Below are 26,505 nucleotides of genomic sequence, written 5' to 3'. Positions count from 1 at the left end.
GGAGGGGGCGCTGTGCAGGAGCACGTCGCCGGTCATGTACGGGTCCGGCGCGTCCTTCGGCAGGATCACGTCACCCGTCGCGAACGGCTCCGCGCCCAGGGGACCGGGCGCGGCCATGAAGAACGGCCGCTCGTGCGGCGGCGGCCCGGACGCGGTCCGGCTCCCGCCGCCGGACCCGGCCACCCACAGGTCGCCGTCGGACGGCCCGGTGCTCGCCCGGTCCCCGGTGGACGGCCCGGCGACCCACAGGTCCCCGGACGAGAACCCGGACGGCGGTGCTCCGCGGGTCCGCGCGGACCCCAGGGGATCGCGCAGCGGCGGGCCCGGGTCGAGGACGTCCCTGGGCGGCGGCACCCCGTCGCGGAGCTTGGGCATCGGGGCCGTGGTCGCGTCGTGCTCGGCCCTCCTGACCGGCGACGGCGGCGTCAGCAGCTCGGCCGGGAAGATCACCGTGCTGCTCGCCGGGTCGGCGTCCGAGAGCGGCTGCGGCCAGACGGGCGGGCTGGGCCAGCGGGGCTTGACGAACAGCGGCGCGGCCGGGGCCGGGCGGGAGCCCGCGAAGTGGATACGCAGCGCTCCGGGCGGCTGCGGCCAGGGCAGGCGGCCGAGCACGTCGCGCAGCGGCGCGACGCCCAGCGCGCCGTAGACGTCGGCCACCGGCTTGGGCACGCGGACCCCGGTCGAGGCCAGCGCCGCGCCCAGCGACTGCCGGAAGCGGTGCCCGGCTCCCACCGCCAGCTCCTCGGCGGTGTCGGGGGCGACGTCGAGCACCCAGGCGAGTTCGGCCTTGCTCAGCCCGCACACCGCGCACAACATCAGCACCTCGCGCTGGTGCGGGCGCAGCTCGCGCAGGGCGCGTTCGACGAGCGCGGTGGCCGGGTCGATGAGCGGATCGACGGCGGGGGGAGAGTAGACGATGTCCCGCCGGTGGATCTCGCGGCGGGCGAACGCGTAGAGCGCGGCACGCGGCGGCGCGGTGGCGGGGACGCTGCTGAGCACGGCCACCAGGACGTCGGAGGCCGAGCCGAGGTCGCCGAGCTGGTCGGCACAGTACGCGAAAAGCTCTGCGGCGTGGAGGTCGTAGAGCTCTGCGATCAGTTCTGCGCGCTGGCGCTGATCGGTGAGCGACTGGGACACGGGGCCGGATCCTCTTGCTGGGTGCGGACGCTGGAGAGTGAGGGGCGCGTCAGGATTCTGTGAGCTGATGCGTCAGGAATTGTGAGGGTTATCATGCCAACTCTCCGTGCTCCGGCGCACTACCACTGCGATATTTCCTCGGAATCTCCCAGGTCAGGTGAAACGCTTCAGGAAAACCCGGGGGGACAGCCTGGTCAGGAGCGCCGTAGTCTTTGGGGTCAACAGATCATGCGGCGGTCGTGGCACGGGGGTTGCGGCGCTGCCGCCGTGACCCCCTAAGCGAGAGTTCGCGCGTGATCACATTCGACTCTGTCAGCAAACGTTATCCGGACGGCACGGTCGCGGTGGACGCCCTCAGCCTCGAGGCGCCCACCGGCGAGATCACCGTGCTCGTCGGCCCGTCCGGCTGCGGCAAGACCACCTCCCTGCGGATGATCAACCGGATGATCGACGCGTCGGAAGGCGAGATCCTCCTCGACGGCGTGCCGGTGCGCGGCATCGACCCGCCGACCCTCCGGCGCGGCATCGGGTACGTCATCCAGCAGGCCGGCCTCTTCCCCCACCGCAGGATCATCGACAACATCGCCACCGTCCCCTACCTGCTCGGCTGGGACCGCAAGAAGGCCCGCGCCACCGCCATGGAGCTGCTCGAACGCGTCGGCCTCGATCCCGCGCTGGCCCAGCGTTACCCCTTCCAGCTCTCGGGCGGCCAGCAGCAGCGTGTCGGCGTGGCCAGGGCGCTGGCCGCCGATCCGCCGGTGCTGCTCATGGACGAGCCGTTCAGCGCCGTCGACCCCATCGTCCGGACGAACCTCCAGGACGAGCTGCTCAGGCTGCAGAGCGAGCTGAACAAGACGATCGTGTTCGTCACCCACGACATCGACGAGGCCATCAAGCTCGGCGACCGGGTGGCGGTGCTGCGCGTGGGCGGCCGGCTGGCCCAGGTCGCCGACCCCAAGACGCTGCTGTCGGAGCCGGCCGACGACTTCGTCCGCGAGTTCCTCGGCCAGGACAGGGGGATCCGGCGGCTGCGCTTCATCTCGGCCGACGGGCTGCGGCTGCGTACCGACCTGACGGTGCCCGAGGGCTCCGACGGCGGCACGTCCGAGCCGTGGCTGCTCGTCGTCGACGCCGACGACCGGCCCCTGGGCTGGCGGCCCGGCGCGGAGCCGGGCCGGCTGGAGCCGTTCGGGACGTACGCGCACCGCGGCGACACCATGCGTGCCGCCCTCGACGCCGCCCTGCTGTCGCCGTCCGGCTGCGCGGTGGCCGTGGACGAGCAGGGCAAGGTCGTCGGCGTGGCCACCAGGCAGGCGCTGGACGAGGCGCTGACGGAGGCGGCAGATGGGTGACGGCCCTCCCTCCATCTGGGAGTGGATCGGGCGTAACTGGGACACCGGCCGGGCCGACAGCATCAGGAACCTGCTCACCGACCACCTCACGATGTCGCTGGTCCCGATCGTGATCGCGCTGCTCCTCGCGCTCCCGCTCGGCCTGGCCTGCGTGCGCTGGCGCTGGCTCTACCAGCCCACCTCGGGGTTCATGAACGTCGTGTACGCGCTCCCGTCGCTGCCGGTCTTCATGCTGCTGATCTCGGTGACCGGGCTCTCGCAGACCACGGTGATCATCCCGCTGACCTTCTACGGCATGGCCGTGCTGATCCCGGCCGTGGTGGACGGGCTCGGCTCGGTGCCCGACCACGTCCGCCAGTCGGCCGTGGCGATGGGATTCACCCCGCTGCGCCGGCTGCTGGCGGTCGAGCTGCCGATCGCGGCGCCGGTGGTGCTGGCCGGCATGCGGGTGGTCGCGGTCTCCAGCATCAGCCTGGTCAGCGTGGGTGCGCTGATCGGGCAGGGCGGGCTCGGCGGGCTGTTCACGCGGGCCTACCAGAACCCGTTCATGCCGCCGGTGATCGTCGGCATCGTGCTCATCGTGCTGCTCGCGGTGGTCGCCGACGGCCTGCTGGTGCTGGCCCAGCGGCTGCTCACCCCGTGGGTGCGCGCGCGGAAGGGGCAGGCGGCGTGAACTGGCTGATCTCGTTCCTGGACTGGCTGAGGGAGTTCTTCGGCGACCCGGAGAACTGGACGGGCTCCGACGGCATCCCCATGCGCCTGCTGGAGCACCTGGAGTTCTCGGCGCTGGCGCTGGTGCTGGCCGTGCTGATCGCCGTGCCGCTGGGCCTGCTGGTCGGGCACACCGGCCGTGGCGAGCTGCTCGTCGTGGTGTCGGCGAACCTGGCCAGGGCGCTGCCCACGCTGGGGCTGCTGGTGATGTTCGTGCTGCTGCTCGGGGCCTCCTCGATCTGGCCGGTGATCATCCCGCTGGTGCTGCTGTCGGTGCCGCCGATCCTGGTCAACACCTACGAGGGCGTCAAGGGAGTCGATCCCGAGCTGCGGGACGCGGCGTACGGGATGGGGCTGCGCGGCGAGCAGGTGCTCTGGCGGGTGCTGGTGCCGGTGGCGCTGCCGCTGATCCTGCTCGGCTGCCGCCTGTCGGCCATCCAGGTGGTGGCCACCACCACGGTCGCCGCCTACACCGGGCTCGGCGGGCTCGGCCGCTATGTCATCGACGGTTTCGCGACCAAGGATTACGCGAGCGTCGTCGGCGGTTCTGTACTGATTGTGCTGTTCGCACTGGTGGTTCAGGTCTTGTTCGCGCTCGTCCAGAGGGTGACGGTCTCTCCTGGGGTGAGCCGGCGTCTGAAGGTCCGCTAATCTCCTGTATTACCTCCCGCTTAGAAGGGAAAATAGATATGAGACGCAAGTACGGCGTCGCCGGGGTGTTCCTCACGGCGATGCTCGCACTGGCCGCCTGCGGTGGCGGCGGTGGTGGCAGCACCGGGGGCAACCCGCTCGACACGACCAGCGCGGCCCCCACCGGCTCGGCTTCGGGCGCTGGAGGTAAGGCCGTCATCGGCTCCTTCGACTTCGACGAGAGCGCGCTGCTCGCCTCGATCTACGCCCAGGCCCTGGAGGCCAAGGGCGTGCAGGTGGAGGAGAAGCCGCGCATCGGCAGCCGCGAGGTCGTCTACGACCAGGTCAAGAGCGGTGGGCTGACCATCGTCCCCGAGTACAACGGCAACCTGCTCGCCTTCATCGACCCCGAGACCACCGCCGGCACCACCGACGAGGTCAACACGTCGCTGAAGGAGAAGCTGCCGGCCGAGCTCGAGGTGCTCGACTCCTCGCCCGCCGAGGACAAGGACAGCCTGTCCGTCACCAAGGACACCCAGACCAAGCAGTCCCTGAACAGCATCGAGGACCTCGCCAAGGTCTCCAAGGACTTCGTCGTCGGCGGCCCGCCCGAGTTCAAGAAGCGGTGGGAGGCGCAGTTCGAGAAGGTCTACGGCCTGACGTTCAAGGAGTGGAAGCCCACCGGCCCCACCACGGCCGACGCGATCAAGGACGGCTCCATCCAGGTCGGCAACGTCTTCACCACCGACCCCAAGATGACGGCCAACAACCTGGTGCCCCTCCAGGACCCCAAGAACATCTTCCCCGCCCAGAACGTGACCCCGCTGCTGTACAAGGCGTCGGCCGACGACACGATCCGCACGACGCTCAACGGCATCTCGGCCAAGCTGACGACCGAGTCCCTGCTGCAGATGATGCAGCAGATCTCCGTGAACAAGGACGAGCCCGCTACCGTGGCCAAGGAATGGCTGACCACCAACGGCCTGGGCTGACGCTCCGCCGCGGCTTCCGGGTCCCCGGCTCCCGGGGGCCCGGCTCGTCGTGCCGTGCCGCCCTCCTCCGCGAGCGGACGTCGCGATGAGCGAGCTGTTCACGGAGGCCATGGCGCAGCTCGCCGGCGGGGTGGCGGTGGTGACCGCGCGCGACGGGCGCGACGACCTGGGCACCACGGTGTCGGCGCTGATGTCCGTCTCGCTGGAACCGCCGCTGGTGCTGGTGAGCCTGGCCACCCGCGGCTACCTCAACGAGGTCCTGCTCCGCCAGGACCGCTGGGCCGCCTCCCTGCTGTCGTCGGAGCAGGCGGCCGTCGCCAGCCGCTTCGCCACCGCCGGCCGGCCCAGCGCGCGGCTGCTGGTGGCCGGGACCCCGCACCACCGGGGGGAGCACACGGAGGCGCTCGTCGTCGAGGGCGGCGTGGCCGCGATCGAGGCCGAGACCACCAAGGTGGTGCCGGCCGGCGATCACACGATCTTCATCGCCGCCGTGCTCGGGGTCGACTACGTGAACGCGGGGCTCGCGCCGCTGGTCCGGCTGCGCGGGCGCTACCGCTCCACGGTCTGACCCCTACCGGATGGTGTACCAGTCGGGCAGGATCAGCGGGCCCGCCGCGGGCAGGCCAAGTTCGGCCGACAGGCGGGCGAGCGGACCCCACGCGTCGAGGCGGATCCGGGCCAGCGCCGCCGACTTGTCCTCGCTCGACTCCGGCCCGCGCAGGCGCTCCAGCGGGTTGAGCCGGGGGTAGACGCGCACCGGGGCGTCGTCGGCCAGGCCGCTGCGCTTCCTGGCCAGGGTCAGCGCGTCCTCGAGCCCGCCGAGCTCGTCCACCAGGCCGCTCGCGTGGGCGTCGGCGCCCGTCCAGACCCGGCCGCGGGCCAGCTCGTGGGCGCGTTCGCGGGACAGGTCGCGGCTCGTGGCCACCTTGCCCACGAAGTCGTCGTAGATGCGGTCGAGCCAGGCGTTGATGCGCTCCCACTGCTCGGGGGAGAAGCCCCGGGAGGTGGAGAACATGCCGGCGTTGGCGCCCTCGGCCACCATCTCGGAGTTGACCCCGAGCCTGCCGAGCAGCTCGGCGAAGACGGGCTTGCCGCCGTAGACGCCGATCGAGCCGGTCAGGGTGCCGGGCTGGGCCACGATCACGTCGGCGGCCATCGAGATGAAGTAGCCGCCGGAGGCCGCCAGGTCGCCCATCGACACGATCACCGGCTTGACCTTGCGGGTCAGCGTCACCTCACGCCAGACGGTGTCGCTGGCCACGTACGAGCCGCCGGGGCTGTCCACCCGGAACACGACCGCCTTGACGTGCTCGTCGCGGCGGGCGGCGCGCAGCGCGGCGCTGATCGTGTCGGAGCCCATCGCGCCGCCCCCGCCGAGCGGGCTGCGCCCGCTGCGGCCGGACCTGATCATGCCGGTGGCGTGGACGAGCGCGATCCCGTCGGCCATGGGCTGCGGCAGCTTGCGCACGGCCGCGCCCCTGGCGTAGCGGGAGACGTACTGCAGGTGCGCCTCCTCGCCCGCCGCCCGCCTGACCTCGTCGTAGACCTCGTCCCGGTAGGCCAGGCCGTCGACGAGCCCGGCCTCCTGCGCCTCGGAGGCGGTGAACGGGCCGCGGTCGATGAGCTCCCGCACCTTGCCCGGGTCGAGGCGGCGGCCGTCGGCGATGCCCGCGACGAGGCTCTCGGTGATCGACTCGACGATGCGCGCCATGGACTCGCGGTGCGGGCCCGTCATGTGCTCCTGGGTGAAGGTGTTGGGCGCGGTCTTGTACTCGTGGCGCTGACCGGCCTCGAACCCGACGCCCAGCTTGCCCAGCGCCCCCTTGACGAACCGCTGCTCCAGCGCCACCCCGGTCAGCCCGACGTCGCCGCTCGGCTGCAGGTAGAGCCGCTCGAAGGCGGTGGCCAGGTAGTAGGGCACGGTGCCGCCGCCGAACTCCCCGAACGTCTCGGCGAACGCGACCGTCAGCTTGCCGGAGGCCCGGAAGTGGATCACGGCCTGGCGCAGCTCCTGCACCATGGCCAGGCCCAGCGGCTGGCCGCCGATCTTCACGACGAGCACCTTGACCCGCGGGTCCTGCCTGGCCCGCCTGAGCCCGGCCAGGACGTCGGCCAGGCGCGTCTTGCGCATGGACAGCACGGCGGCGAGCGGATCCGCCGGCGGGCCCTCGGTGAGGCCCTCGGTGAGGTCGAGCTCCAGGACCAGCGGGGCCGTGCGCCGCTGACGGAGCCTGTCGACGGTTTCGGAGATCGCCTTGCCTGCGTCCATAACAAACACCCTAAGCGACATATTTTGAAATGAGCCCGGCCGCGAACGAGCAGCGTCAGATCCGCAGGACGACCTTCCCGGGGGCGTGCCCCTCCTCCTGGTACCGGACCGCCGCGGGCAGCTCGCCGAAGTCGTAGACCCGGTCCACCACCGGCGCGAGCCGGCCGTCGTCGATGAGCTCGGTCAGCTCGTCGAGGTTGCCGCGGTTGTCCCGGCAGGCGAGCACGTTCGTGAGCGCCGCCTTCTGCGAGACGAACGCCGACGCCGCGAGCGCCGCGGAGACCCGGCCGGCCGGCTGGAGCCAGCGGGTGGCCGCCCCGCCGATCATGACGCAGACGCCCTTGCGCGTCAGCACCTTGCGGCACTCCGCGAACGAGCGGTTGCCCGCGATGTACAGCAGCACGTCGTAGACCTGCCCGTCGCGGGTGAAGTCCTCCTTCGTGTAGTCGATGACCTCGTCGGCGCCGAGCGAGCGCACCAGGTCCACGTTCCTGGTGCTGCACACGCCCGTGACGTGCGCCCCGTACGCCTTGCCGAGCTGCACCGCGAACGTCCCGACGCCGCCGGAGGCGCCGTTGACGAGGACCCGGCTGCCCGGCCGGACCCCGCCCTGGTCGCGCAGGGCCAGCAGGGCGGTGCCGGCGGCCAGCGGCACGGCCGCCGCCTCCTCGAACGACAGCGTCGCGGGCTTGGGCGCGAGCTCGCTCTCCGGGACGCACACGTACTCGGCGAAGCCGCCGCCCATGGCCAGCATCGCGTACACCTCGTCGCCGGTGGCGAACCCCGTCACGCCGGGCCCGGTCGCCTCCACCACGCCGGCCACGTCCGCGCCGAGGATGGTGATCTTGGGCTTGCGCAGCCCGAGGAAGCCGGGCATGAGCCGCGAGACGTACGGCTCGCCGCGCATGAGGTGCCAGTCGGCGGGCTGGACGGAGGCGGCGCGGACCCGCACCAGCACCTCGCCGGGCCCGGGGGCCGGCCGGTCGATGTCCCTCAGCTCCAGGACGTCGGGGGAGCCGTACGAGCGCAGGACGTACGCCTTCATGGGATTCTCCTTCCGGGGGGTCGATGGCCCCAGTGTGAGCGCGGCCCGCGCGGCGGCTCAACGGCCGAAAGTACGACCTCCCGACCGGCCGATCGGCTCATCAGGGCCGGGCCGTTCAGGCGATGAGCGGGGGCGGCCCCGGCGCACACCATCGAGGCATGCCCACTGACCGCACTGCCCGCAAGGCCCGCAGGACGGGCCGGCTCGTGCCCGCCGGACTTCTCGCCCTCGGTTTCGTCCCGCTGCTCGCCGGGGCCGTCCGGCTCACCGAGCTGACCGGCGGAGCCGAGATCACCGCGGCCAACGCCCGGTTCTTCGCCGCGCCCGTGCCGATCGTCGCGCACGTCGTGGGCGTCACCGCCTACACCGCGGGCGGGGCGTTCCAGTTCGCGGCCCGGTTCCGGCGGCGCAGGCGGGGCTGGCACCGGGCGGCGGGGCGGGTGCTGGTCGGGTGCGGGCTCGTGGCGGCGCTGTCGGGGTTGTGGATGACCACGTTCTCGGCGCTGCCGCCCGGTGACGAGGGGCTGCTGACCGTGTTCCGCTGGGTGGCGGGCACGGCCATGCTCGGGTCGCTGGTGCTCGGTTTCCTGGCCGTCCGCCGGCGCGACATCCGCCGTCACCGCGCCTGGATGATCCGCGCGTACGCCATCGGCCTCGGAGCCGGCACCCAGGCGCTGACGCAGGCGGCGTGGCTGCTGGGCGGCGGCGGCCCGCCCGGCCCGCTCGCCCGGGCGCTGCTGCTGGCCCTGGGCTGGGTGATCAACGTGGTCGTGGCCGAGCTGATCATCCGCCGGCGGGGGTGGCGGGTCAGCGCTGCCTGACGCGGTCCGTCTCGTACGCCCACATGGCGATCTCGACCCTGTTGCGCACGCCGAGCTTGGTCATCAGGCTCGCCACGTGGCTCTTGACCGTGCTCAGCGAGATGTGCAGCTCGCCCGCGATCTCGCTGTTGGTGCGCCCGCGCGCCACGGTGAGCAGGATCTCCTCCTCCCGCTCGGTGAGCGGCTCGATCGGCTGCACGCGCGGCCGGGCGGGCCCGTTGCCGGCGAACGCGGACAGCAGGCGGGCGGTGATGCTCGGGGCGATGATCGCATCGCCGCTCGCGGCGGCCCGGATCGCCTGGGCGAGCAGGGCGGGCCCGGCGTCCTTGAGCAGGAACCCGCGGGCGCCCGCCCTGAGCGCCTCGTAGACGTACTCGTCGAGGTCGAACGTGGTGATGACGACGACGGCGATCGGGTCGGCCACGTCGGGCCCGGCCAGGGAGCGGGTGGCCTCGATGCCGTCGCAGCGGGGCATGCGGATGTCGAACAGGCACACGTCGGGACGCAGCCGCCGGGCCAGTTCGACGGCGCGGCGGCCGTCGGCGGCCTCGGCGACGACCTCGATGCCGGGCTGCGCGTCGAGGATCATCCGCAGGCCGGTACGGGCGATCTCCTGGTCGTCGGCGACGATCACCCGGACGGTCCGGTCGTCGGTGGTCATGTGGCGGCTCCCGTCCGGGGCAGTTCGGCGGTCACGGTCCAGCCGCGACCGGGGTTGGGTCCTGCTTCGCAGGTGCCGCCGAGCAGATCGGCGCGTTCGATCATGCCGAGCAGCCCGTAGCCGGGGGACGCGACGGGACGGCCGGCGGTGCTGTCGCCGTCGTCGCTGACACGCAGGCGCACGGAGGTGTCGCCGGCGGCCACGTGGACCTCGATCCGGCTGGCGTGCCGGGCGTGCCGCCGCGCGTTGGTGACCGACTCCTGGGCGATCCTGAAGACCGCGGCCCCGACGGACGCGGACACGCCGTCGAGGTCGCCGTCGATCCGCACGTGCACGGCCGGGCCGACGCGCGCCTGCCCGGCGAGCTGTTCGAGGTCGGCGAGGTGCGGGTTGGGCGCCAGCTCCACCGGCACCGGCCCCCTGTCGCGGCGCAGCACGCGGACCATGGCCCGCATCTCGGCGAGCGTGCGCGACGCCTCGGCCTCGATCACCCGCAGCGCGTCCACGGCGGCGCCGGGGTCGGAGCCCGCGGTCGCGATGCCCGCCTGGGCCCTGATCGCCATCGCCGAGACGTGATGGGCGACGGTGTCGTGCAGGTCGCGGGCCAGTTGTTCGCGTTCGAGCAGCTTGATCTGGTCGATTTCGCGCATCCTGGCCCTGGTGCGGTAGCGGAAGGTGCCGCCCAGTGCGATCGCCGCGAACACGACGGTGTACGCGCCGAGGACGTCACCGGGGATCGCGAGGCGGCCCGCCAGGACGGACCCGAGGATCGCGGCCGTGATCAGCGCCAGCCCGCCGGCGGCCTCGCGGCCGGACCCCCAGCGTGACAGCGCGTACAGCAGGATCAGCAGGTAGGCCGTGGCGCCCAGCTCGGCGGGGTCGGCGCCGGTGAGGAGCTGGATCAGGCCCGTGACGGCGATCGGGATCGCCGGCATGAGCAGTGGTCGCGTGCGCCGCCATAACAGCGTGGGCAGCATCGCGAAGGTGAAGATCACCGACAGGGGCCGCCACTGGAGGTCGGTCCGCAGGAGCGCCTCCAGCGTGACGGCCACGGCGAGCAGCCCCACGAGCACCCAGTCGCGCCACACCCGGCGGGGAGCCCCGGGCGGGCGGGGCTCGTCCCACAGTGAGCGGAGAAGGCCCTGCACGCCAACATCGTACGGCTCCCGCCGCACCGGCCCGCCCGGTGAGGCGGGGTTCGGTGATCGCGGGGGCGTCCGGCCGGGTGGGCCGGGCGCCCCCGGCGGGGTCAGCCTCTGCGGAGGGCGGTCCAGACGTCGATGCGGGGCGTCGTGACCTCCGTGCCCGCGCTCGTGTAGGTGATCGGCTTGCCGGTCCGCTGCAGCGCGCTCAGCATCTGCTCCACCGAGGCGTGCTTGCGCTTCTGGCGCAGCAGCGCGAACGCGCCCGCGACGTGCGGGGCCGCCATGGAGGTGCCGTTCAGGGTCGCGTACGTGTTGCCGGCGATGGCCCCCGTGATCGCGACGCCCGGCGCGTACAGGTCGATCAGGGTGCCGCGGTTGGAGAAGGCCGCGACCGCGTCCTGCTTGTCCGTCGCGCCCACGGCCACGGCGTTGGAGACGCACGCGGGCCACGACACCGACGCCTCGAAGCCGTTGTTGCCCGAGGCGACCACGGTCGCGGTGCCCTTGGCGAGCAGCTTGTCCACCTCGGCCTTGAAGTCGGCGCCGTCGGCCGCGTCGCAGGACTCCCCGTACATGCCGCCGCCCAGGCTCAGGTTCACCGCGGCGATGTTGTACTGGTCGGCCAGCAGGTCGGCGTAGGCCATGCCGGTCAGGATGGAGGAGTCGTAGGCCAGGATGCAGACCGGGCGGCCCAGGCAGTACGGCGAGTTGTCGAACCGGCTGAAGACCTGCACCGGCACGATCTTGGCCTTCGGGGCCACGCCGCTGGAGGCGAACTCGGGAGTGCGCTGTCCGGCCGCGATGCCCGCCACGTGGGTGCCGTGGTAGCACAGGCCGAACTGCGGCTGCGGGGCGCCCGCCATGCACGACTCGGTCTCGGCGTTGGCGGCCCCGTCGCCGATCTGGAACTGGCTGCCGTTCGGGCACAGCGGCGAGGAGCCGTCCACCGGGTCGGCGGCCGAGAAGCACGCCTGGGCCACGATGCGGCCGGTGAAGGCGGGGTGGTCGTTGTCGATGCCGGAGTCGAGGATCGCCACGGCGGTGCCCTTGCCGGTGAAGCCGGCGCGGTGCGCCTTGTCCGCGCCGATCAGCGGGATGCTCTCCAGCAGCGAGGGCTCGTTGAGCTTGTCCTTGCGGATGGAGACCACGTCGGACTGCTGGGCGACCTGCTCCAGTTCGGCGCGGGTGCCGCGGTAGACGAAGAAGTCCAGCTTGCCCGCGACCTCGGCGGGCGGCTCGGCCTCGACGTTCCTCCTGTCACGCCTGACGTCCTCCGCCGTGGACAGGGCGGAGGCGACCTGTGCGGGTTGCCGCACGTGGACGATGGCGCGGTGCTCGCCGCTCGCCGTGATCGCGGGGTCGATCTTGGACTCGGGGTCGGCGAGAGCGGGTGTGGCCACCAGCGCTGCCGAGGTGGCGGCTAACGCGATGGCGCCGGCCAGCAGAGACGAGAGTCTCAACCGTTCCTCCGGGGGTTCGGGGGGCTTTTGTTGACAGAAGTGTAGTAATCGGACAACTGATGTCAGAGGGGGAGGGGGGTTCGTTATAGCTTCTTGTTCTGGTAGACAACCGTTTCCACCGGCCTGTGCAGCCGAAGCGGACGGACGAAAGGCCGGGCGGCCCTTCTGCCGCCTGTGCGGTCAGACGCGCGGGTCGGCGGGGGCGCGCGTCGTGGCGGTGGCGCGTTCGAGGTCGATCCGGGAGACGGCCACCGCGGTGCCCGACGCGTTGAACCGGATGGGCGTGCCGGTCGTCTGCAGCCGCTGCAGGCTCTGCACGACCGTGAAGTTCGGGTACTCCTGCCGCAGCAGCGCGAACGCCCCCGCCACGTGCGGCGCGGCCATCGACGTGCCGCTCTTCTCCCCGTACGCGTCGTCCGGCACCGAGGACATGATGGCCACCCCCGGCGCGAACAGGTCCAGCAGGCTGCCCCGGTTGCTGAACGGGGCGATCGCGTCCCTGTCGTCCGTGGCCCCGACGGTCACCGCCGTGGAGATGCAGGCGGGGGCGGAGACGGCGTTGGGCAGGCCGGCGTTGCCGGCCGCGACCACCGAGGCCACGCCCAGGCCCGCCAGCGCGTCGAACTCCGGCTTGACCCCCGCGGCGGACGGGTCGGTGTCGCACGCCTCGGTGTAGCCGCGGCCGGAGCCCAGGCTCAGGTTCACCGCCGCGATGTTGAGCGTCCTGGCCACCCGTGCCACGTACTCCAGCGCCAGCTTCTGGTCGGAGGTGTAGCTGAGGAAGCAGGGGGCGCTCGCCCCGCCGGCCGCGCAGGTCGCCGCGTTGTCGATGCGGCTGAACACCTGGATCGGCAGCAGGCGGGCCTCGGGCGCGACGCCGTTGGCCGGCGCCCCCGTGACCATCTTGCCCGCGGCGATGCCCGCCACGTGGGTGCCGTGCGAGCAGGCGTTCCGGCCGTCCACGAGGCACTGCGCGGTCTCGGCGTCGGCCGCGCCCAGCCCCGTCTGGCTGGGCTGGTTGTTCGGGCAGAGCGAGACCGAGCCGTCCTGGTTGTTGGAGGAGGAGAAGCACGCCTCGTCCGCGATGCGGCCGGCGAAGAACGGGTGGTCGCGGTCGATCCCCGTGTCGAGCACGGCGATCGTGGTGCCCGTGCCGTTCCAGCCGGCCCGGTTGGCCTCGACCGAGCGGATCACCCTGGTGCTGTTGTCGAGAAAGGGCACGCTCAACTCGTCCTTGTAGACGGACTGGACGCGGGTGTCGCGCCTGAGCCTGGCCAGTGTCGCGCCGTCCACCTCGGCGACGAAGAAGTGCGGCGAGCGCGCCGCCTCCAGGACGCGTCCGCCCTCCGACGCCTTCTCGACGTCGGCGGCCACGGCCTTGACGCTCTGGCCGGGCTTGAGCTGGATGATGGAGCGGACCGTGCTCTTCTCCCGAATCTCCGAGACGAGCGTGGGGTTGATGATCGGATCACCGGCGTCACTGGTTTCCGCGTTGATCGCCGGACCGGCGCAGAGCGCCGCCGATGCCATGGCCAGCATCGTCGCGCCGACGAGGAGAGACCGAAGCCGCACTGCTACCTCCTGGAGGCTGGAGCCGTGAAGCGTCCCCGGCTCCCGGCTGCGTACTGCCCGGAACCCTCCCCGCTGTGACAACTGTGATGTCAGTGACGTATGCAACCCAGGGAAACGTTGGAGGCGTTTTTGCAGTAAAGCGACACAGGAAAAAGGCCGGTGTGGAGTCACCGGCCCTTTTCGGATGTTTCGGTTAGTTGACGGTCTTGAGGATGGTGTCGGTGGCCTTCTTCAACGCCGCCGCGGACGGCTTGCCGCTGAGCCGGACCTTCTCCGCCGCCACCAGGGCGGTCGTGCCGTTCGTGCCGTGCGCCCAGTTCAGCCAGGCCGCCAGCAGCGCGCCGTCCAGCTTGGCCTTGCGGGTGCCGGTGTTCTTCAGCACCCGGTACGCCTTGCCCAGCGACGACGCCTTCGTCAGCTCGGGGAACACCTTGCTCGACTTGCCGGCCAGCCTCAGGTAGCAGGCGAGCGTGTCGTCCGGGATCGTGCCGCTGCCGCGGTGCAGTTCCACGGCCCACTTCTTGACCGTCAGCTTCTGGGCCGCGGTGCCGCGCGTGCACACCGTGGCCGGAGCCGCCGGGCTCGCCGTCTCCGTCACGGTCACCGTGACCGTCACCGTCGGCAGCGGGACCGGCGTGGACGGCGGCGCGGGCTCGTCCGGCTCGGGGGTCGGGCCGCTGCTCTCGCTGGTGTCGGGCTCGGGGGCGGTGTCGTCCTGCACCGGGGCCGGGCTCTGGGTGACGGGCGGCTGCACGGCCGCGCCGGTCAGGGCCGCCGCCAGGTCCAGGCGCGGCGTGGTGACCTGGGCGCCGGCGACGTCGTACACGTACGGCCTGCCGGTGCTCTTCAACGTGTCGATCAGGCTCGCCATCGGGGTCGCCGGTGCGGCCGCCTTCATCAGCGCCAGCGCGCCCGCCACGTGCGGGGTCGCCATCGAGGTGCCGCTGTAGACGACGGTGGCGTTGTCCGGCACCGACGACTCGATGTCCACACCCGGCGCGAACAGGTCGAGCAGCGGCCCCCGGTTCGACCACTCCGCGATGACGTCGGAGTTGTCGTTCGCGCCCACGGCCACCGCCGTCGAGACGCACGCCGGGTGGGCCAGGCCCTCGTAGTACTCGTTGCCGGCGGCCACCACGGTCGCGATGTTCTTGGCCAGCAGGGCGTCGAACTTCTCCTTGAAGACCGCGCCCTCCTCGGTGCCGTCGCAGCTCGTGTCGTACAGCATGCCGCCCAGGCTCATGTTCACCGCCGCGATCGGCTGGGTGGAGCCGATCACGTAGTCGAGGGCCTGGCGCAGCGACGACTCGTACGCCATCAGGCAGGCGGGCTCGCCGCACACGCCCTCGTCGTTGATCCGGCTGAACACCTGCACCGCCATGATGCCCGCGCCGGGGGCCACGCCTCCGGTGCCGGCCGCGATGCCCGCGACGTGCGAGCCGTGGTCGCACAGGTTCACGCCGTCGAGCAGGCACTTCTCCGTCGTCGCGGACGCCGCGTCGCCGTCGGTCTGCTCGTTCAGGCCGTTGGGGCAGAGCGACTCGACCCCGCTCTCCTCCGTGGCGGAGAAGCACGCCTGGGCCACGATCCGGCCCGCGAACCACGGGTGGTCCACGTCGATGCCGGTGTCGAGCACGGCCACCACCTGGCCGGCGCCCGCGTTGCCGGCCGCGTGCACCTTGTCGGCGCCGATGAGCGACAGGTTCTGGGAGACCTCGGCCGGCGAGTACGTCCGGTCGCGGTGGATGGAGGCGACCCGCGGGTCCTCGGCCAGCTTGGCCAGTTCCTCCGCGGTGCCCTCCACGACCATGAACGGCTGGCTGCGCGGTTGCAGCAGCACGTCCACGCTCCCGGCCGCGGCCTGGGTGGCGACCGGGGCGGTCTCGGCGGCGTCGGTCAGCTCGACGATGGCCCGTGCGGTGCCGCCGTCCACGCCTAAGCCCTCCTCGACCTTGCTCGCCGGATCGGCGGGATCCTCGGCGGGCTGCTCGGTCGAGGATGGCTCGGTCGAGGGTGGCTCGGTGGCGGGCTGTTCGGCCGGGGGCTGCTCCGTCGGCGTCTGCGTCACGCCCGGCGCGGGAGTCGGCGCCGGGTCCTGCGCGTGGGCGGGACCCGACAGCGGCAGCAGGGCCAGCGCGATCGTGCTGACGATCAGGGGGCGGAATCGCACGCGTCCTCCGAGGGGGATGATCTCGGAGTTTAGGGCGATTTGCCCAGGAGTCACAGACCTCTGGGCGGTTTCTCACCGAATTTTCAGCGGTTTCCCGTCAATCGTTCAGCGTGCCGTCCTGGTGCGCCAGCCACACCGCGCCCAGCGGCGGCACCCGCAGCGTCGTCGAGTACGGCAGCCCGTGCCACGGCTCGCCGTCGGCCTCCACCCCGCCCAGGTTGCCCACGCCGCTGCCCCAGTAGTCGTAGGCGTCGGTGTTGACGACCTCCGACCACCGGCCCGCGTACGGGAGCCCGAGCCGGTAGTTCTCGTGCGCCCCGCCGCTGAAGTTCACCACGCACGCCACCGCGGACCCGTCGTCGGCGTACCGGACGAACGAGAACGTGTTCCCCGAGGCGTCGTCGGCGTCGATCCACCGGAACCCCTCCGGCTTGGCGTCCTGCTCCCACAGCGCGGGCGTCTCGCGGTAGATCCGGTTCAGGTCGCGCACCAGCCGCTGCACGCCCTGGTGCCCGTCGAACTCCAGCACCCACCAGTCCAGCCCGCGCCCCTCCGACCACTCGGAGCCCTGGCCGAACTCGCCGCCCATGAACAGCAACTGCTTGCCCGGATGCGCCCACATGAACGCCAGCAGCGCCCGCAACTGCGCGAAGCGCTGCCACTCGTCGCCCGGCATCTTGCCCAGCAGCGAGCCCTTGCCGTGCACGACCTCGTCGTGGGACAGCGGCAGCACGTAGTTCTCGGAGTAGGCGTACAGCAGCGAGAAGGTGAGCTGATGGTGGTGGTACTGGCGGAAGATCGGCTCGTGGCGCAGGTATTCAAGCGTGTCGTGCATCCACCCCATGTTCCACTTGAACCCGAACCCGAGCCCGCCCAGGTGCGCCGGACGCGAGACCCCCGGCCAGGCGGTCGACTCCTCGGCCACGGTCGAGATACCGGGAGCCTCCCGGTAGCACACCGCGTTCATCTCCTTGAGGAACTCGACCGCGTCGAGGTTCTCCCGGCCGCCGTACACGTTGGGCGTCCACTCGCCCTCGCGCCGCGAGTAGTCGAGGTAGAGCATCGAGGCCACCGCGTCCACCCGCAGGCCGTCGATGTGGAACTCCCTCAGCCAGTACAGGGCGTTGGCCACCAGGAAGTTGCGCACCTCCCTGCGGCCGAAGTCGAACACGTACGTGCCCCAGTCCGGATGCTGGCCCCTGGCCGGGTCGGCGTGCTCGTACAGCGGCGTCCCGTCGAAGCGGGCCAGCGCCCATTCGTCCATCGGGAAGTGCGCGGGCACCCAGTCGAGCAGCACGCCGATGCCGCGCTGGTGCAGGCGGTCCACGAAATGGCGGAACTCGTCGGGCGTGCCGAACCTGGACGTCGGCGCGTAGTACGAGGTCACCTGGTAACCCCACGACCCGCCGAACGGGTGCTCGGCCACCGGCAGCAGCTCCACGTGGGTGAAGCCCAGGTCGGCGACATAGTCCGACAGTTCCTCCGCCAGTTCCACGTACGACAGGCCGGGTCGCCACGACCCCAGGTGCACCTCGTAGATGCTCATCGGCCCGGTCTGCGGCCGGGACTCGCGCCGGTCGACCATCCAGGCGTCGTCCTGCCAGCCGTAGTCGGACTTCTCGATCACCGAGGCCGTCAGCGGCGGCACCTCGGTGCGCCGGGCCATCGGGTCGGCCTTGTCCCGCCACACCCCGTCGGCGCCCAGGATCTGGTACTTGTACCGCTCGCCCGCGCCCAGTCCGGGCACGAACAGCTCCCACACGCCCGAGCGGCCCAGCGACCGCATCGGGTAGGCGACGCCGTCCCAGTGGTTGAAGTCGCCGACGACCCTGATGCCACGCGCGTTCGGGGCCCACACGGCGAACGCCGTGCCCGGTACGTCCTCGTGCTCCATGACGCGCGCCCCGAGCACCTCCCACAGCCGCTCGTGCCGCCCCTCGCCGATGAGGTGCAGGTCCACCTCGCCGAGCGTGGGCCAGTGACGGTAGGGGTCACGCACCTCGTACGGCTGCGCGCCGGCGTACTTGACGCTCAGCGTGTAGCCCGGCACCTTGTCCAGCCCCGGGACGGTCACCTCGAACACCCCGTGGGCCTGATGTTTCATGTCATGGGCAGAGCCGTCGTCGAGCACCACGCGCACGCGTTCGGCCAGCGGGCGCAGCGCGCGGAAGACCACCCCACCGCTCGCAGGGTGCGCTCCGAGCACGGAGTGGGGATCGTGGTGTGCACCGCCCGCCAGGCGGTCGAGCTCTGTCCTCATCGGCATGCTCCCAACCCTGCCTTATGATGACCCGTCCATCCCAGGCACTGCCCGCTTTCACCGCCACAATCACGGCAAGTGCGAAAAACAGGAATTCTTCTTGGGCTTAGTTGAGACCGACGATCTCGTTTGCCCGCCGCGAACCTGGCTGCGATCATGCCGGCCCCTGTGAAGCGCCGGTCTCTGTGAAGTGCCGGCGTCAGGCGGCGCGGGGGCGGAAGGCGGCCAGCGGGATCGGGATCCACGAGGGCCGGTTGCGGGCCTCGTAGACGACCTCGTAGACCGCCTTCGACAGCTCGAACGCCCGCAGCAACGCCGCGTCCGCCCCCGTGATGACGCCGCCGCCCTCGGCGTACCCGTCGAGGAAGGCGGCCCGGTTGCGGTCGGCCCACTCCTGCGCCCTGGACTCCAGTTGCCCGGCCTGGGGGTGGTCGGCCAGCAGGTGCCGGGCCGCGTAGTCGAACGAGCGCAGCATCCCGGCCACGTCCCGCAGCGGCGAGTACAGCGCCCGCCGCTCGGCCAGCGGCTGGCCGGGCTCGCCCTCGAAGTCCAGGACGACCCAGTCCGTCGGCGTGCGCATCACCTGCCCGAGGTGGTAGTCGCCGTGAACGCGTTGCACAGGCACCTCGTTGGTGAGCAACTCCACCCGGTGGTAGGCGTCCTCGATGGCCGTCACGTGCCGGCGGAGTTCGGGTACCTCGGCCACGGCCCGGCCCAGCCGGCGTCTGAAGGTCTCGGCCATGCGCTTGATCTCGTGCATCTCCACGACGTCGGTGGGGAAGGCCGAGGCCAGCTCGTGGTGCACGCGGGCGGTGGCGTCGCCCAGCCGCAGCGACTCGGCGGCGAAGTCGCCGCCCACCTCGCCCGCCGGCACCTCGGGCCGCGAGGCGTACAGGTCGCGCACGCTGGCCAGCGCGAGGCCCCAGCCGTCGTTGGCGGGCGTCAGGAACTCCTGCATGATCGCGAGCGTCGTGTCGGTGCCGTCGAGGTCGGCCTCGATCCACCCGTACGGCCGCGCGATGTGCGGCGCGTTCCTGGCCGCCAGGGCGGTGACGATCTCCAGCTCGGGGTTCACCCCCGGGATGAGCCGGCGGAAGAGCTTGCAGATGTAGGAGTCCCCGAACACCAGGGAGGTGTTGGACTGCTCGGCCCCCAGGACGAGGCTGCGCGGAGCGGTGTCGATGGTGACGCCGGACACGTGACGCATGCGCAGGCCGCTGCGGGTCTCGTCGTGGGCCATGCCGTCGAGCAGCCAGCCGGTGAGGTCGGGGTCGTGCACGGCGTCGTAGAGGTGCCGGTCGCCGGTGGTGCCGATGAACGAGTGGGTGAGCCGGTCGGGCAGTTCGGTGCGTTCGCCGAGCAGGAGCTGGTACCGGTCGCGTGAGCCCTCCTGCCAGACGGCGACGATCAGGTGCCTGAGCCCGGGGGTCAGCTCGACGTCCGAGTCGATCGACAGTTCGTCGATCGGGCGCCCCTTGCCGCCGAACCAACGCTGGCGGCCGATCCATGCGGCAAGGAGCTCGTCAAGCACGTCCTACTCCTCCTGGGTGATAGCCGGCGGGAGTGTGAACCAATAGAACCCATGCCCGGGAAGCGTCAAAAGATACGGAAGTTCGCCAATTGCCGGGAATGGGACGCCACCCATCGTCTCCACGGGAGAGACTCCGACGAACCTGCGCAGGTCGAGCTCGACCGGCTGCGGGAAGCGTGACAGGTTGTTCACGCACAGCATCCGGTCGTCGCCCAGTTCCCTGACGAACGCGAGCACGCTGGGGTTGGAGGAGTTCAGCTCCGCGTAACCGCCCAGACCGAAGACCGGGTGCCGCTTGCGGATCTCGATCATGCGGCGTGTCCAGTGCAGCAGCGAGCCGGCGTTCTTCTGCTGGGCCTCGACGTTGATCGCCTGGTAGCCGTAGATCGGGTCCATGATGACCGGCAGGTAGAGCCGGCCGGGATCGCAGTCGGAGAAGCCGGCGTTGCGGTCGGGGTCCCACTGCATGGGGGTGCGCACGCCGTCGCGGTCGCCGAGCCAGATGTTGTCGCCCATGCCGATCTCGTCGCCGTAGTAGAGCACGGGGGAGCCGGGCAGCGACAGCAGCAGCGCGGTGAACAGCTCGATCTGGTTGCGGTCGTTCTCCAGCAGGGGCGCGAGGCGGCGGCGGATGCCGACGTTGGCGCGCATGCGGGGGTCCTTGGCGTACTCGGTGTACATGTAGTCGCGCTCTTCGTCGGTGACCATCTCGAGCGTCAGCTCGTCGTGGTTGCGCAGGAAGATGCCCCACTGGCAGTGCTCGGGGATCTTCGGCGTCTGGGCCAGGATCTCGGAGATGGGGTAGCGCGACTCCCTGCGCACGGCCATGAAGATGCGCGGCATCAGGGGGAAGTGGAAGGCCATGTGGCACTCGTCCCCGCCGCCGACGGGGTCGCCGAAGTACTCCACCACGTCGGACGGCCACTGGTTCGCCTCGGCGAGCAGCACCCGGTCGGGGTAGATCCGGTCCACGTCGGCCCTGATCCGCTTGAGGTACTCGTGCGTCTTCGGCAGGTTCTCGCAGTTGGTGCCCTCCTCCTCGAAGAGGTACGGCACCGCGTCCAGCCGGAACCCGTCGATGCCGAGGTCCAGCCAGAACCGCAGGACCTCCAGCATCGCCTCCTGCACGGCCGGGTTCTCGTAGTTGAGGTCCGGCTGGTGGTGGAAGAAGCGGTGCCAGTAGTACTGGCCGCGCACGGGGTCGTAGGTCCAGTTCGACGTCTCGGTGTCGATGAAGATGATCCGGGCGTCCTGGTACTTCTCATCCGTGGACGACCAGACGTAGAAGTCGCCGAACGGCCCCTCCGGGTCGTGCCGGGACGCCTGGAACCAGGGGTGGGCGTCGCTGGTGTGGTTCACGACGAGGTCGGCGATGACACGCATGCCGCGTTTGTGTGCCTCGTCGACCAGCTTCACGAAGTCCCCGAGATCGCCGAACTCGGGCAGGATCTTCATGAAGTCCGCGATGTCGTAGCCGCCGTCACGCAGCGGTGATTCGTACAGCGGCAGCAGCCAGAGGCAGTCGACGCCCAGCCACTGCAGGTAGTCGAGCTTGCCGATGAGGCCCTTGACGTCGCCGGTGCCGTCGCCGTTGGAGTCGGCGAAGCCCCTGATCAGGACCTCGTAGAAAACCGCTCGCTTGTACCAGTAGGGATCGCGTGGTTTTTCCTCGTCAAAGGTGTTGGGAATGGGTGTGGAGCTCATGAGCCGCCCCGCTGGGGGCTCATGAGGGAGGCGCTTTCACACACGTTTGAAGACTCCCCGCTGAATTCAGTTCTACCGTGGCGCGGCTCGTACGGTGAGAATGTGGGCAGGCTGGATGTGGGGGTCGAGGCGCACGTAGTTGCGCTGTCGCCAGCGGTACGACTCACCGGACAGCTCGTCGTCCACGACGAACTCGGCGTTCCAGTCGAGACCGAGGGCGGACAGATCGAGATCCACGGTCGCTTCGTGGGTTCGGTGCGGATCCAGGTTGACCACCGCCACGACGACGTCGCCCAGCCCGTGCCTTCGTGTGGCCGTGTCATAGGCGCCCGGGAGTCGTTTGGAGAAGCAGACGATGTCCGCCTGATCGACCCTGTGGAACCGTAGATTACGCAATTCCTGAAGCGCCGGATGTGCTCTTCGGAACAAATTCAGTTGAGTGATGAGGGGAGCCAGGCTCCACCCTTCACGTTCCGCCGTGGCCCACTCGCGTGGTTTGTATTGATATTTCTCACTATCCAGATATTCCTCGCTTCCCGGGCGTACCGGGACATTTTCCACGAGTTCATATCCGGAATAGACACCCCACGCCGGTGAGGTGAGCGCCGCCAGCACGGCTCTGATCTTGAACCCGGGCACGCCGCCGTGCTGGAGGTACTCGTGCAGGATGTCCGGCGTGTTGACGAACAGGTTCGGCCGCAGGTAACCGGAGGTCTCCCGGGCGAGCTCGGTGAGATAACTCTCCACGTCGGCCTTGGAGTTCTTCCAGGTGAAGTACGTGTACGACTGGTGGTAGCCGGCCTTGGCCAGCGTGCGCATCATCGCCGGCCTGGTGAAGGCCTCCGCCAGGAAGATCACGTCGGGGTCGGTCCGGTGGATGTCGGCCAGCAGCCGCTCCCAGAACGCCACCGGCTTGGTGTGCGGGTTGTCCACCCGGAACACCCGTACGCCGTGCTCCATCCAGTGCCGCAGCACCCGCCTGACCTCGGTGTAGATCCCCTCGGGGTCCTTGTCGAAGTTGATCGGGTAGATGTCCTGGTACTTCTTGGGCGGGTTCTCGGCGTACGCGATCGACCCGTCGGCCCTGATCGTGAACCACTCGGGGTGCTCCTTGACCCACGGGTGGTCGGGGGAGCACTGCAGGGCGAAGTCGAGGGCGATCTCCATGCCCAGCTCCCTGGCGCGGCCGACGAACTCGTCGAAGTCGTCGATCGTGCCCAGGTCGGGGTGGACCGCGTCGTGGCCGCCGTCCTCGGAGCCGATCGCCCAGGGCGAGCCGGGTTCGTCGGGCTCCGGGCTGAGCGTGTTGTTGCGTCCCTTTCGGTACGTGGTGCCGATCGGGTGGATGGGCGGCAGGTAGACGATGTCGAAGCCCATCTTGGCGATGGCGGGCAGGCGCTTCGCCGCTGTCTGGAAATTTCCGGACTTGGAGATGCCCTGCTCGGTGACCACCGCCCCTTCCGACCGGGGGAAGAACTCGTACCAGGAGCCGTACAGCGCCCGGCGCCGGTCCACCCTGACCTTGTGGGACTTCGACCTGGTCACCAGCTCGCGGAACGGATGCGCCTCCAGCAGCGCGCCGGTCTCGGGAAGCTGGACGATCGAGAGCCGGGCCCGGGGATCCAGCTCCTCGTCGCGCAGCGTGGCAGAGACCGACAGCAGCGCCGCGCGGTGGCCGCAGGCGGTTTCGCCGCTGCCGTTCTGCCCGCGTTTGCCGCTCCTGCCGCTCCCGGAGGGCGGGCCGTTGGGGCAGTCGGCGGCGCGCACGGCCTTGGCGGCCCGCTCGAACAGCCGTGAGCCCTCCTCACACATGAGGTCCACGTCCATGCCGCGCGGGATCTTGATCTCGGCGTCGTGCAACCAGGTGCTGATCGGGTCGCTCCACGCCTCCACGCGGAACAACCAGTCACCTTCGGCGGGCAGGCACACGTCCACGCCCCACCGGTCGGTGCCGGGGGCGAGTTCGCGCATGGGTTTCAGGCGGCCCCGCTGGCCGTCGGGCGCGGTGAGCACCACGCCCGACGCCACGGCGTCATGGCCCTCTCTGAACACGGTCGCCGAGACCTGGAAGGTCTCGCCGGCGACCGCTTTGGCGGGCCATTGCCCGCAGTCGACGACGGGGGAGATGTCCGTGATGGGAATTCGTCCGATCATCGCATTCGAGAGTTTGCGGCGGTACTCCCGGTACCGCCGGAGGCTTTCCCTGGCAGGAACGATCCTTGCATGTAAATTGTGGACAGCAGCGGATAGACCTCCCGAGAGTGTGTGTAGGAAGGTCCAACAACCTGGAAAGTTGCCCCAAAAGTCCCTCTTCATGCTTGTTCTCGGAAGTGGTTTGAACGGCCTTCATGAGGGTGAAGGACTCAGAGGTCCCTCCTAGCCCGTAGGGTGCAGAAACGTGAGAGCTATCCGCCGGTTTACCGTCCGCACCGTCCTGCCCGCGGAGCTGGCCGCCCTCGGCGAGCTCGTCCACAATCTCCGGTGGTCCTGGCACCCGGAGACGCTGGACCTCTTCGCGGAGGTCGACGCCGAGCTGTGGGAGCGGGTCGGGCACGATCCCGTCGCGCTGCTCGGCGCCGTCGCGCCGAGCAGGTTGAGCGAGTTGGCGGCCGACCGCCGCTTCCTGCGCCGGCTCGCCGACGCCGCCGACGACCTGCGCGAGTACATGACCTCGCCGCGGTGGTACCAGACGCTGCCCGACGGCGCGCGGGCCATCGCCTACTTCTCGCCCGAGTACGGCATCGCCGCCGCGCTGCCGCAGTACTCGGGCGGTCTCGGCATCCTGGCCGGAGACCACCTCAAAGCGGCCAGCGACCTGGGCGTGCCGATCCTCGCGGTCGGTCTGCTCTACCGCCATGGCTACTTCACGCAGTCGCTGTCGCCCGACGGCTGGCAGCTCGAGCACTACCCGTCCCTCGACGCCGGCGGCCTGCCGCTGAGCCTGCTGAAGGACGCCGAGGGTGCGCCGGTCAAGATCCGCCTGGCCCTGCCCGACGACCGCGATCTGCACGCGCAGGTGTGGGTGGCGCAGGTCGGGCGGGTCCCGCTGCTGCTGCTCGACTCCGACGTGGCCGACAACGACGCCGCCGCGCGCGACGTCACCGACCGCCTGTACGGCGGCGGCACCGACCACCGGCTCATGCAGGAGCTGCTGCTCGGGGTCGGCGGCGTGCGCGCGATCCGGGCCTACTGCAGGATCACCGGACACGCCGAGCCCGAGGTCTTCCACACCAACGAGGGTCACGCCGGCTTCCTCGGCCTGGAGCGCATCCGCGAGCTGACCGAGGCGCGGCTGACGTTCGACGAGGCGCTGGAGGCGGTGCGCGCGGGCACGGTGTTCACCACGCACACGCCCGTCCCGGCCGGCATCGACCGCTTCCCCGTGGACATGATCGCGCGGCACTTCGGCGGGCCGGGCTCCTGGCCGACCGTCCCGGTGGAGCGCATCCTCGCACTGGGCGCGGAGAGCGATCCCGGGCGGTTCAACATGGCCGTCATGGGTATGCGGCTGGCCCAGCGGGTCAACGGGGTGTCCGAGCTGCACGGCGAGGTCAGCCGGGAGATGTTCAAAATTCTTTGGCCGGGATTCGACCTCGACGAGGTGCCGATCGGCTCGATCACCAACGGCGTGCACGCGCCCACCTGGGTCGGCAGGGAGTTCATGGAGCTGGCCGGGCGCGAGGTGCCCGCGCTGCTGGAGCGGGCCCGCGGCTGGGAGAGCATCCAGAAGATCTCCGACGCCGACATCTGGGCGATCCGCGGCGAGCTGCGCCGGCGGCTGGTCGAAGGGGCCAGGGCGCGGCTGCGCGAATCGTGGCGCGGGCGCGGGGCCTCCGACGCCGAGCTCGGCTGGATCGACGACGCGCTCGACCCCGACGTGCTGACGATCGGGTTCGCCCGGCGGGTGCCGTCCTACAAGCGGCTCACGCTCATGCTGCGCGACCCCGAACGCCTCACCGAGCTGCTGCTCGACCCCGACAAGCCGGTGCAGATCGTGATCGCGGGCAAGGCGCACCCCGCCGACGAGGGCGGCAAGAAGCTGATCCAGCAGATCGTCAAGTTCGCCGACCGGGCGGACGTGCGGCACCGCATCGTGTTCCTGCCCGACTACGACATGACGCTCGGGCAGCTCATGGTCCAGGGCTGCGACGTCTGGCTGAACAACCCGCTGCGCCCGCTGGAGGCGTCCGGCACGTCGGGGATGAAGTCCGCGCTCAATGGCGGGCTCAACCTGTCGATCCGCGACGGCTGGTGGGACGAGTGGTACGACGGCACCAACGGCTGGGCCATCCCCACCGCCGACGGGGTGAGCGACCCCGACCGGCGTGACGAGCTGGAGGCATCCGCCCTCTACGACCTGATCGAGCACGAGGTGTCCGACCGGTTCTACGACCGCGTGCTCGACGGCCCGCCACGGCGCTGGATGGAGATGGTCAAGCACACGCTGACCTCGCTGGGGCCGAAGGTGCTGGCCGGGCGCATGCTGCGCGACTACGTCGTCGAGCTGTACAACCCGGCCGCCGCGGCGGCCCGCGCGCTCAGTGCCGACCACTACGCGCCCGCCAAGGCGTTCGCCGCCTGGCGGGTGCGGGTGACCAGGGCGTGGCCCGGGGTGCGGGTCGAGCACGTCGAGTCCGCGGGCGTGGGCGACACCCCCGAGGTCGGGGCCACCGCCGAACTGCACGCGACCGTCGCGCTCGGCGACCTGGAACCCGACGACGTGCTGGTCGAGGCCGCCTACGGCAAGGTCGGGCCGCACGACGAGCTGGCGCACCCGTCGTACGCGAAGCTGGTGGTGCGCTCGGTGGACGACGACGGGCGGGCCCACTACACGGGCTCGGTGCCGCTCGACCGCACGGGCGCCTTCGGCTACACCGTGCGCGTGGTCCCGTTCCACCGGCTGCTCGCCACTCCGGCCGAGCTGGGCCTGATCGCCGTTCCCGAGGAGCCGGCGGGCATGACCAACGGCACCCTGCGCTAGCCCTCTCGCGCCGGAACAAGCAAGGGCGGCTCGCGTATCGGGCGCAGGCGGCATAATCAGGACC

At 70.9% G+C, this 26,505-nt stretch carries 19 protein-coding genes; 7 read left to right on the top strand and 12 right to left on the bottom strand.

The window, feature by feature from the left end; all coding sequences use genetic code 11:
• A partial coding sequence (locus FAF44_RS12880) for a sigma factor-like helix-turn-helix DNA-binding protein (RefSeq protein ID WP_237103335.1) occupies window positions 1-1,137 on the bottom strand: 1,137 nt, incomplete at its 3' end.
• Between the two features lie 293 nt (window positions 1,138-1,430).
• On the opposite strand from FAF44_RS12880, the gene FAF44_RS12875 reads away from it, so the two are divergent.
• From FAF44_RS12875 to FAF44_RS12855, 5 genes are all read left to right on the top strand, one after another.
• Window positions 1,431-2,489, top strand: coding sequence for an ABC transporter ATP-binding protein (locus tag FAF44_RS12875; RefSeq protein ID WP_237103334.1), 1,059 nt, complete (start codon window positions 1,431-1,433; stop codon window positions 2,487-2,489).
• A complete protein-coding gene (locus FAF44_RS12870; RefSeq protein ID WP_237103333.1) occupies window positions 2,482-3,162 on the top strand; it encodes an ABC transporter permease in 681 nt (226 codons plus the stop codon). Before FAF44_RS12875 ends, FAF44_RS12870 begins: the two co-directional genes overlap by 8 nt.
• The gene (locus tag FAF44_RS12865; protein ID WP_237103332.1) at window positions 3,159-3,851 is read left to right on the top strand and encodes an ABC transporter permease; all 693 of its coding nucleotides are present in this window, start codon (window positions 3,159-3,161) and stop codon (window positions 3,849-3,851) included. The genes FAF44_RS12870 and FAF44_RS12865 overlap by 4 nt, the downstream gene beginning before the upstream one ends.
• 38 nt (window positions 3,852-3,889) lie before the next feature.
• Window positions 3,890-4,822: an ABC transporter substrate-binding protein gene (locus FAF44_RS12860; RefSeq protein ID WP_237103331.1), complete on the top strand. Its 933-nt coding sequence runs from the start codon at window positions 3,890-3,892 to the stop codon at window positions 4,820-4,822.
• 85 nt (window positions 4,823-4,907) lie between these two features.
• Window positions 4,908-5,390, top strand: coding sequence for a flavin reductase family protein (locus FAF44_RS12855; RefSeq protein WP_237103330.1), 483 nt, complete (start codon window positions 4,908-4,910; stop codon window positions 5,388-5,390).
• Window positions 5,391-5,393: 3 nt separating this feature from the next.
• On the opposite strand, the gene sppA is transcribed toward FAF44_RS12855, so the two are convergent.
• Together sppA and FAF44_RS12845 are read right to left on the bottom strand one after the other, a co-directional pair.
• The gene (gene sppA, locus FAF44_RS12850; RefSeq protein WP_237103329.1) at window positions 5,394-7,091 is read right to left on the bottom strand and encodes a signal peptide peptidase SppA; all 1,698 of its coding nucleotides are present in this window, start codon (window positions 7,089-7,091) and stop codon (window positions 5,394-5,396) included.
• Between the two features lie 55 nt (window positions 7,092-7,146).
• Window positions 7,147-8,136 carry an NAD(P)-dependent alcohol dehydrogenase gene (locus FAF44_RS12845; RefSeq protein ID WP_237103328.1) on the bottom strand — a complete coding sequence of 330 codons (990 nt, stop codon included), beginning with the start codon at window positions 8,134-8,136 and terminating at the stop codon, window positions 7,147-7,149.
• A gap of 158 nt (window positions 8,137-8,294) precedes the next feature.
• Here FAF44_RS12845 and FAF44_RS12840 point away from each other — a divergent pair, with 158 nt between their 5' ends.
• Window positions 8,295-8,957, top strand: a complete 663-nt coding sequence (locus FAF44_RS12840) for a DUF2306 domain-containing protein (RefSeq protein ID WP_237103327.1) — start codon at window positions 8,295-8,297, stop codon at window positions 8,955-8,957.
• Here FAF44_RS12840 and FAF44_RS12835 read toward each other — a convergent pair.
• The 9 genes from FAF44_RS12835 to FAF44_RS12795 all read right to left on the bottom strand — a co-directional run bounded on the left by FAF44_RS12835 (window position 8,944) and on the right by FAF44_RS12795 (window position 23,614).
• Window positions 8,944-9,618, bottom strand: coding sequence for a response regulator transcription factor (locus FAF44_RS12835; RefSeq protein ID WP_237103326.1), 675 nt, complete (start codon window positions 9,616-9,618; stop codon window positions 8,944-8,946). The genes FAF44_RS12840 and FAF44_RS12835 overlap by 14 nt on opposite strands.
• Entirely contained in the window at window positions 9,615-10,766 is a 1,152-nt protein-coding gene (locus tag FAF44_RS12830) for a sensor histidine kinase (RefSeq protein WP_237103325.1), read from the bottom strand. The genes FAF44_RS12835 and FAF44_RS12830 overlap by 4 nt, the downstream gene beginning before the upstream one ends.
• Window positions 10,767-10,867: 101 nt before the next feature.
• On the bottom strand, window positions 10,868-12,223 hold the full coding sequence (locus tag FAF44_RS12825; RefSeq protein WP_237103324.1) for a S8 family serine peptidase: 1,356 nt from the start codon (window positions 12,221-12,223) through the stop codon (window positions 10,868-10,870).
• Window positions 12,224-12,403: 180 nt separating this feature from the next.
• On the bottom strand, window positions 12,404-13,795 hold the full coding sequence (locus tag FAF44_RS12820; protein WP_237103323.1) for a S8 family serine peptidase: 1,392 nt from the start codon (window positions 13,793-13,795) through the stop codon (window positions 12,404-12,406).
• A 193-nt stretch (window positions 13,796-13,988) separates the two neighbouring features.
• Window positions 13,989-15,965, bottom strand: coding sequence for a S8 family serine peptidase (locus tag FAF44_RS12815; RefSeq protein ID WP_237103322.1), 1,977 nt, complete (start codon window positions 15,963-15,965; stop codon window positions 13,989-13,991).
• Window positions 15,966-16,062: 97 nt separating this feature from the next.
• Window positions 16,063-18,225 carry a 1,4-alpha-glucan branching protein GlgB gene (gene glgB, locus FAF44_RS12810; protein WP_237103321.1) on the bottom strand — a complete coding sequence of 721 codons (2,163 nt, stop codon included), beginning with the start codon at window positions 18,223-18,225 and terminating at the stop codon, window positions 16,063-16,065.
• Between the two features lie 199 nt (window positions 18,226-18,424).
• On the bottom strand, window positions 18,425-19,756 hold the full coding sequence (locus FAF44_RS12805) for a phosphotransferase (RefSeq protein ID WP_237103320.1): 1,332 nt from the start codon (window positions 19,754-19,756) through the stop codon (window positions 18,425-18,427).
• Window positions 19,757-19,759: 3 nt separating this feature from the next.
• On the bottom strand, window positions 19,760-21,460 hold the full coding sequence (gene treS, locus FAF44_RS12800; protein ID WP_237103319.1) for a maltose alpha-D-glucosyltransferase: 1,701 nt from the start codon (window positions 21,458-21,460) through the stop codon (window positions 19,760-19,762).
• Window positions 21,461-21,532: 72 nt separating this feature from the next.
• Window positions 21,533-23,614, bottom strand: coding sequence for an alpha-1,4-glucan--maltose-1-phosphate maltosyltransferase (locus FAF44_RS12795; protein ID WP_237103318.1), 2,082 nt, complete (start codon window positions 23,612-23,614; stop codon window positions 21,533-21,535).
• Window positions 23,615-23,858: 244 nt separating this feature from the next.
• On the opposite strand from FAF44_RS12795, the gene glgP reads away from it, so the two are divergent.
• Window positions 23,859-26,441 (top strand): alpha-glucan family phosphorylase, encoded by a 2,583-nt coding sequence (glgP, locus tag FAF44_RS12790; protein ID WP_237103317.1) that lies wholly within the window; start codon window positions 23,859-23,861, stop codon window positions 26,439-26,441.
• Window positions 26,442-26,505: the final 64 nt, after the last annotated feature.

Source organism: Nonomuraea sp. MG754425, from assembly GCF_021699195.1.
Taxonomy (GTDB): Bacteria; Actinomycetota; Actinomycetes; order Streptosporangiales; family Streptosporangiaceae; genus Nonomuraea.
The sequence above is the reverse complement of the archived record's forward strand: the minus strand, read 5'-3'. Positions and strand labels throughout refer to the sequence as shown.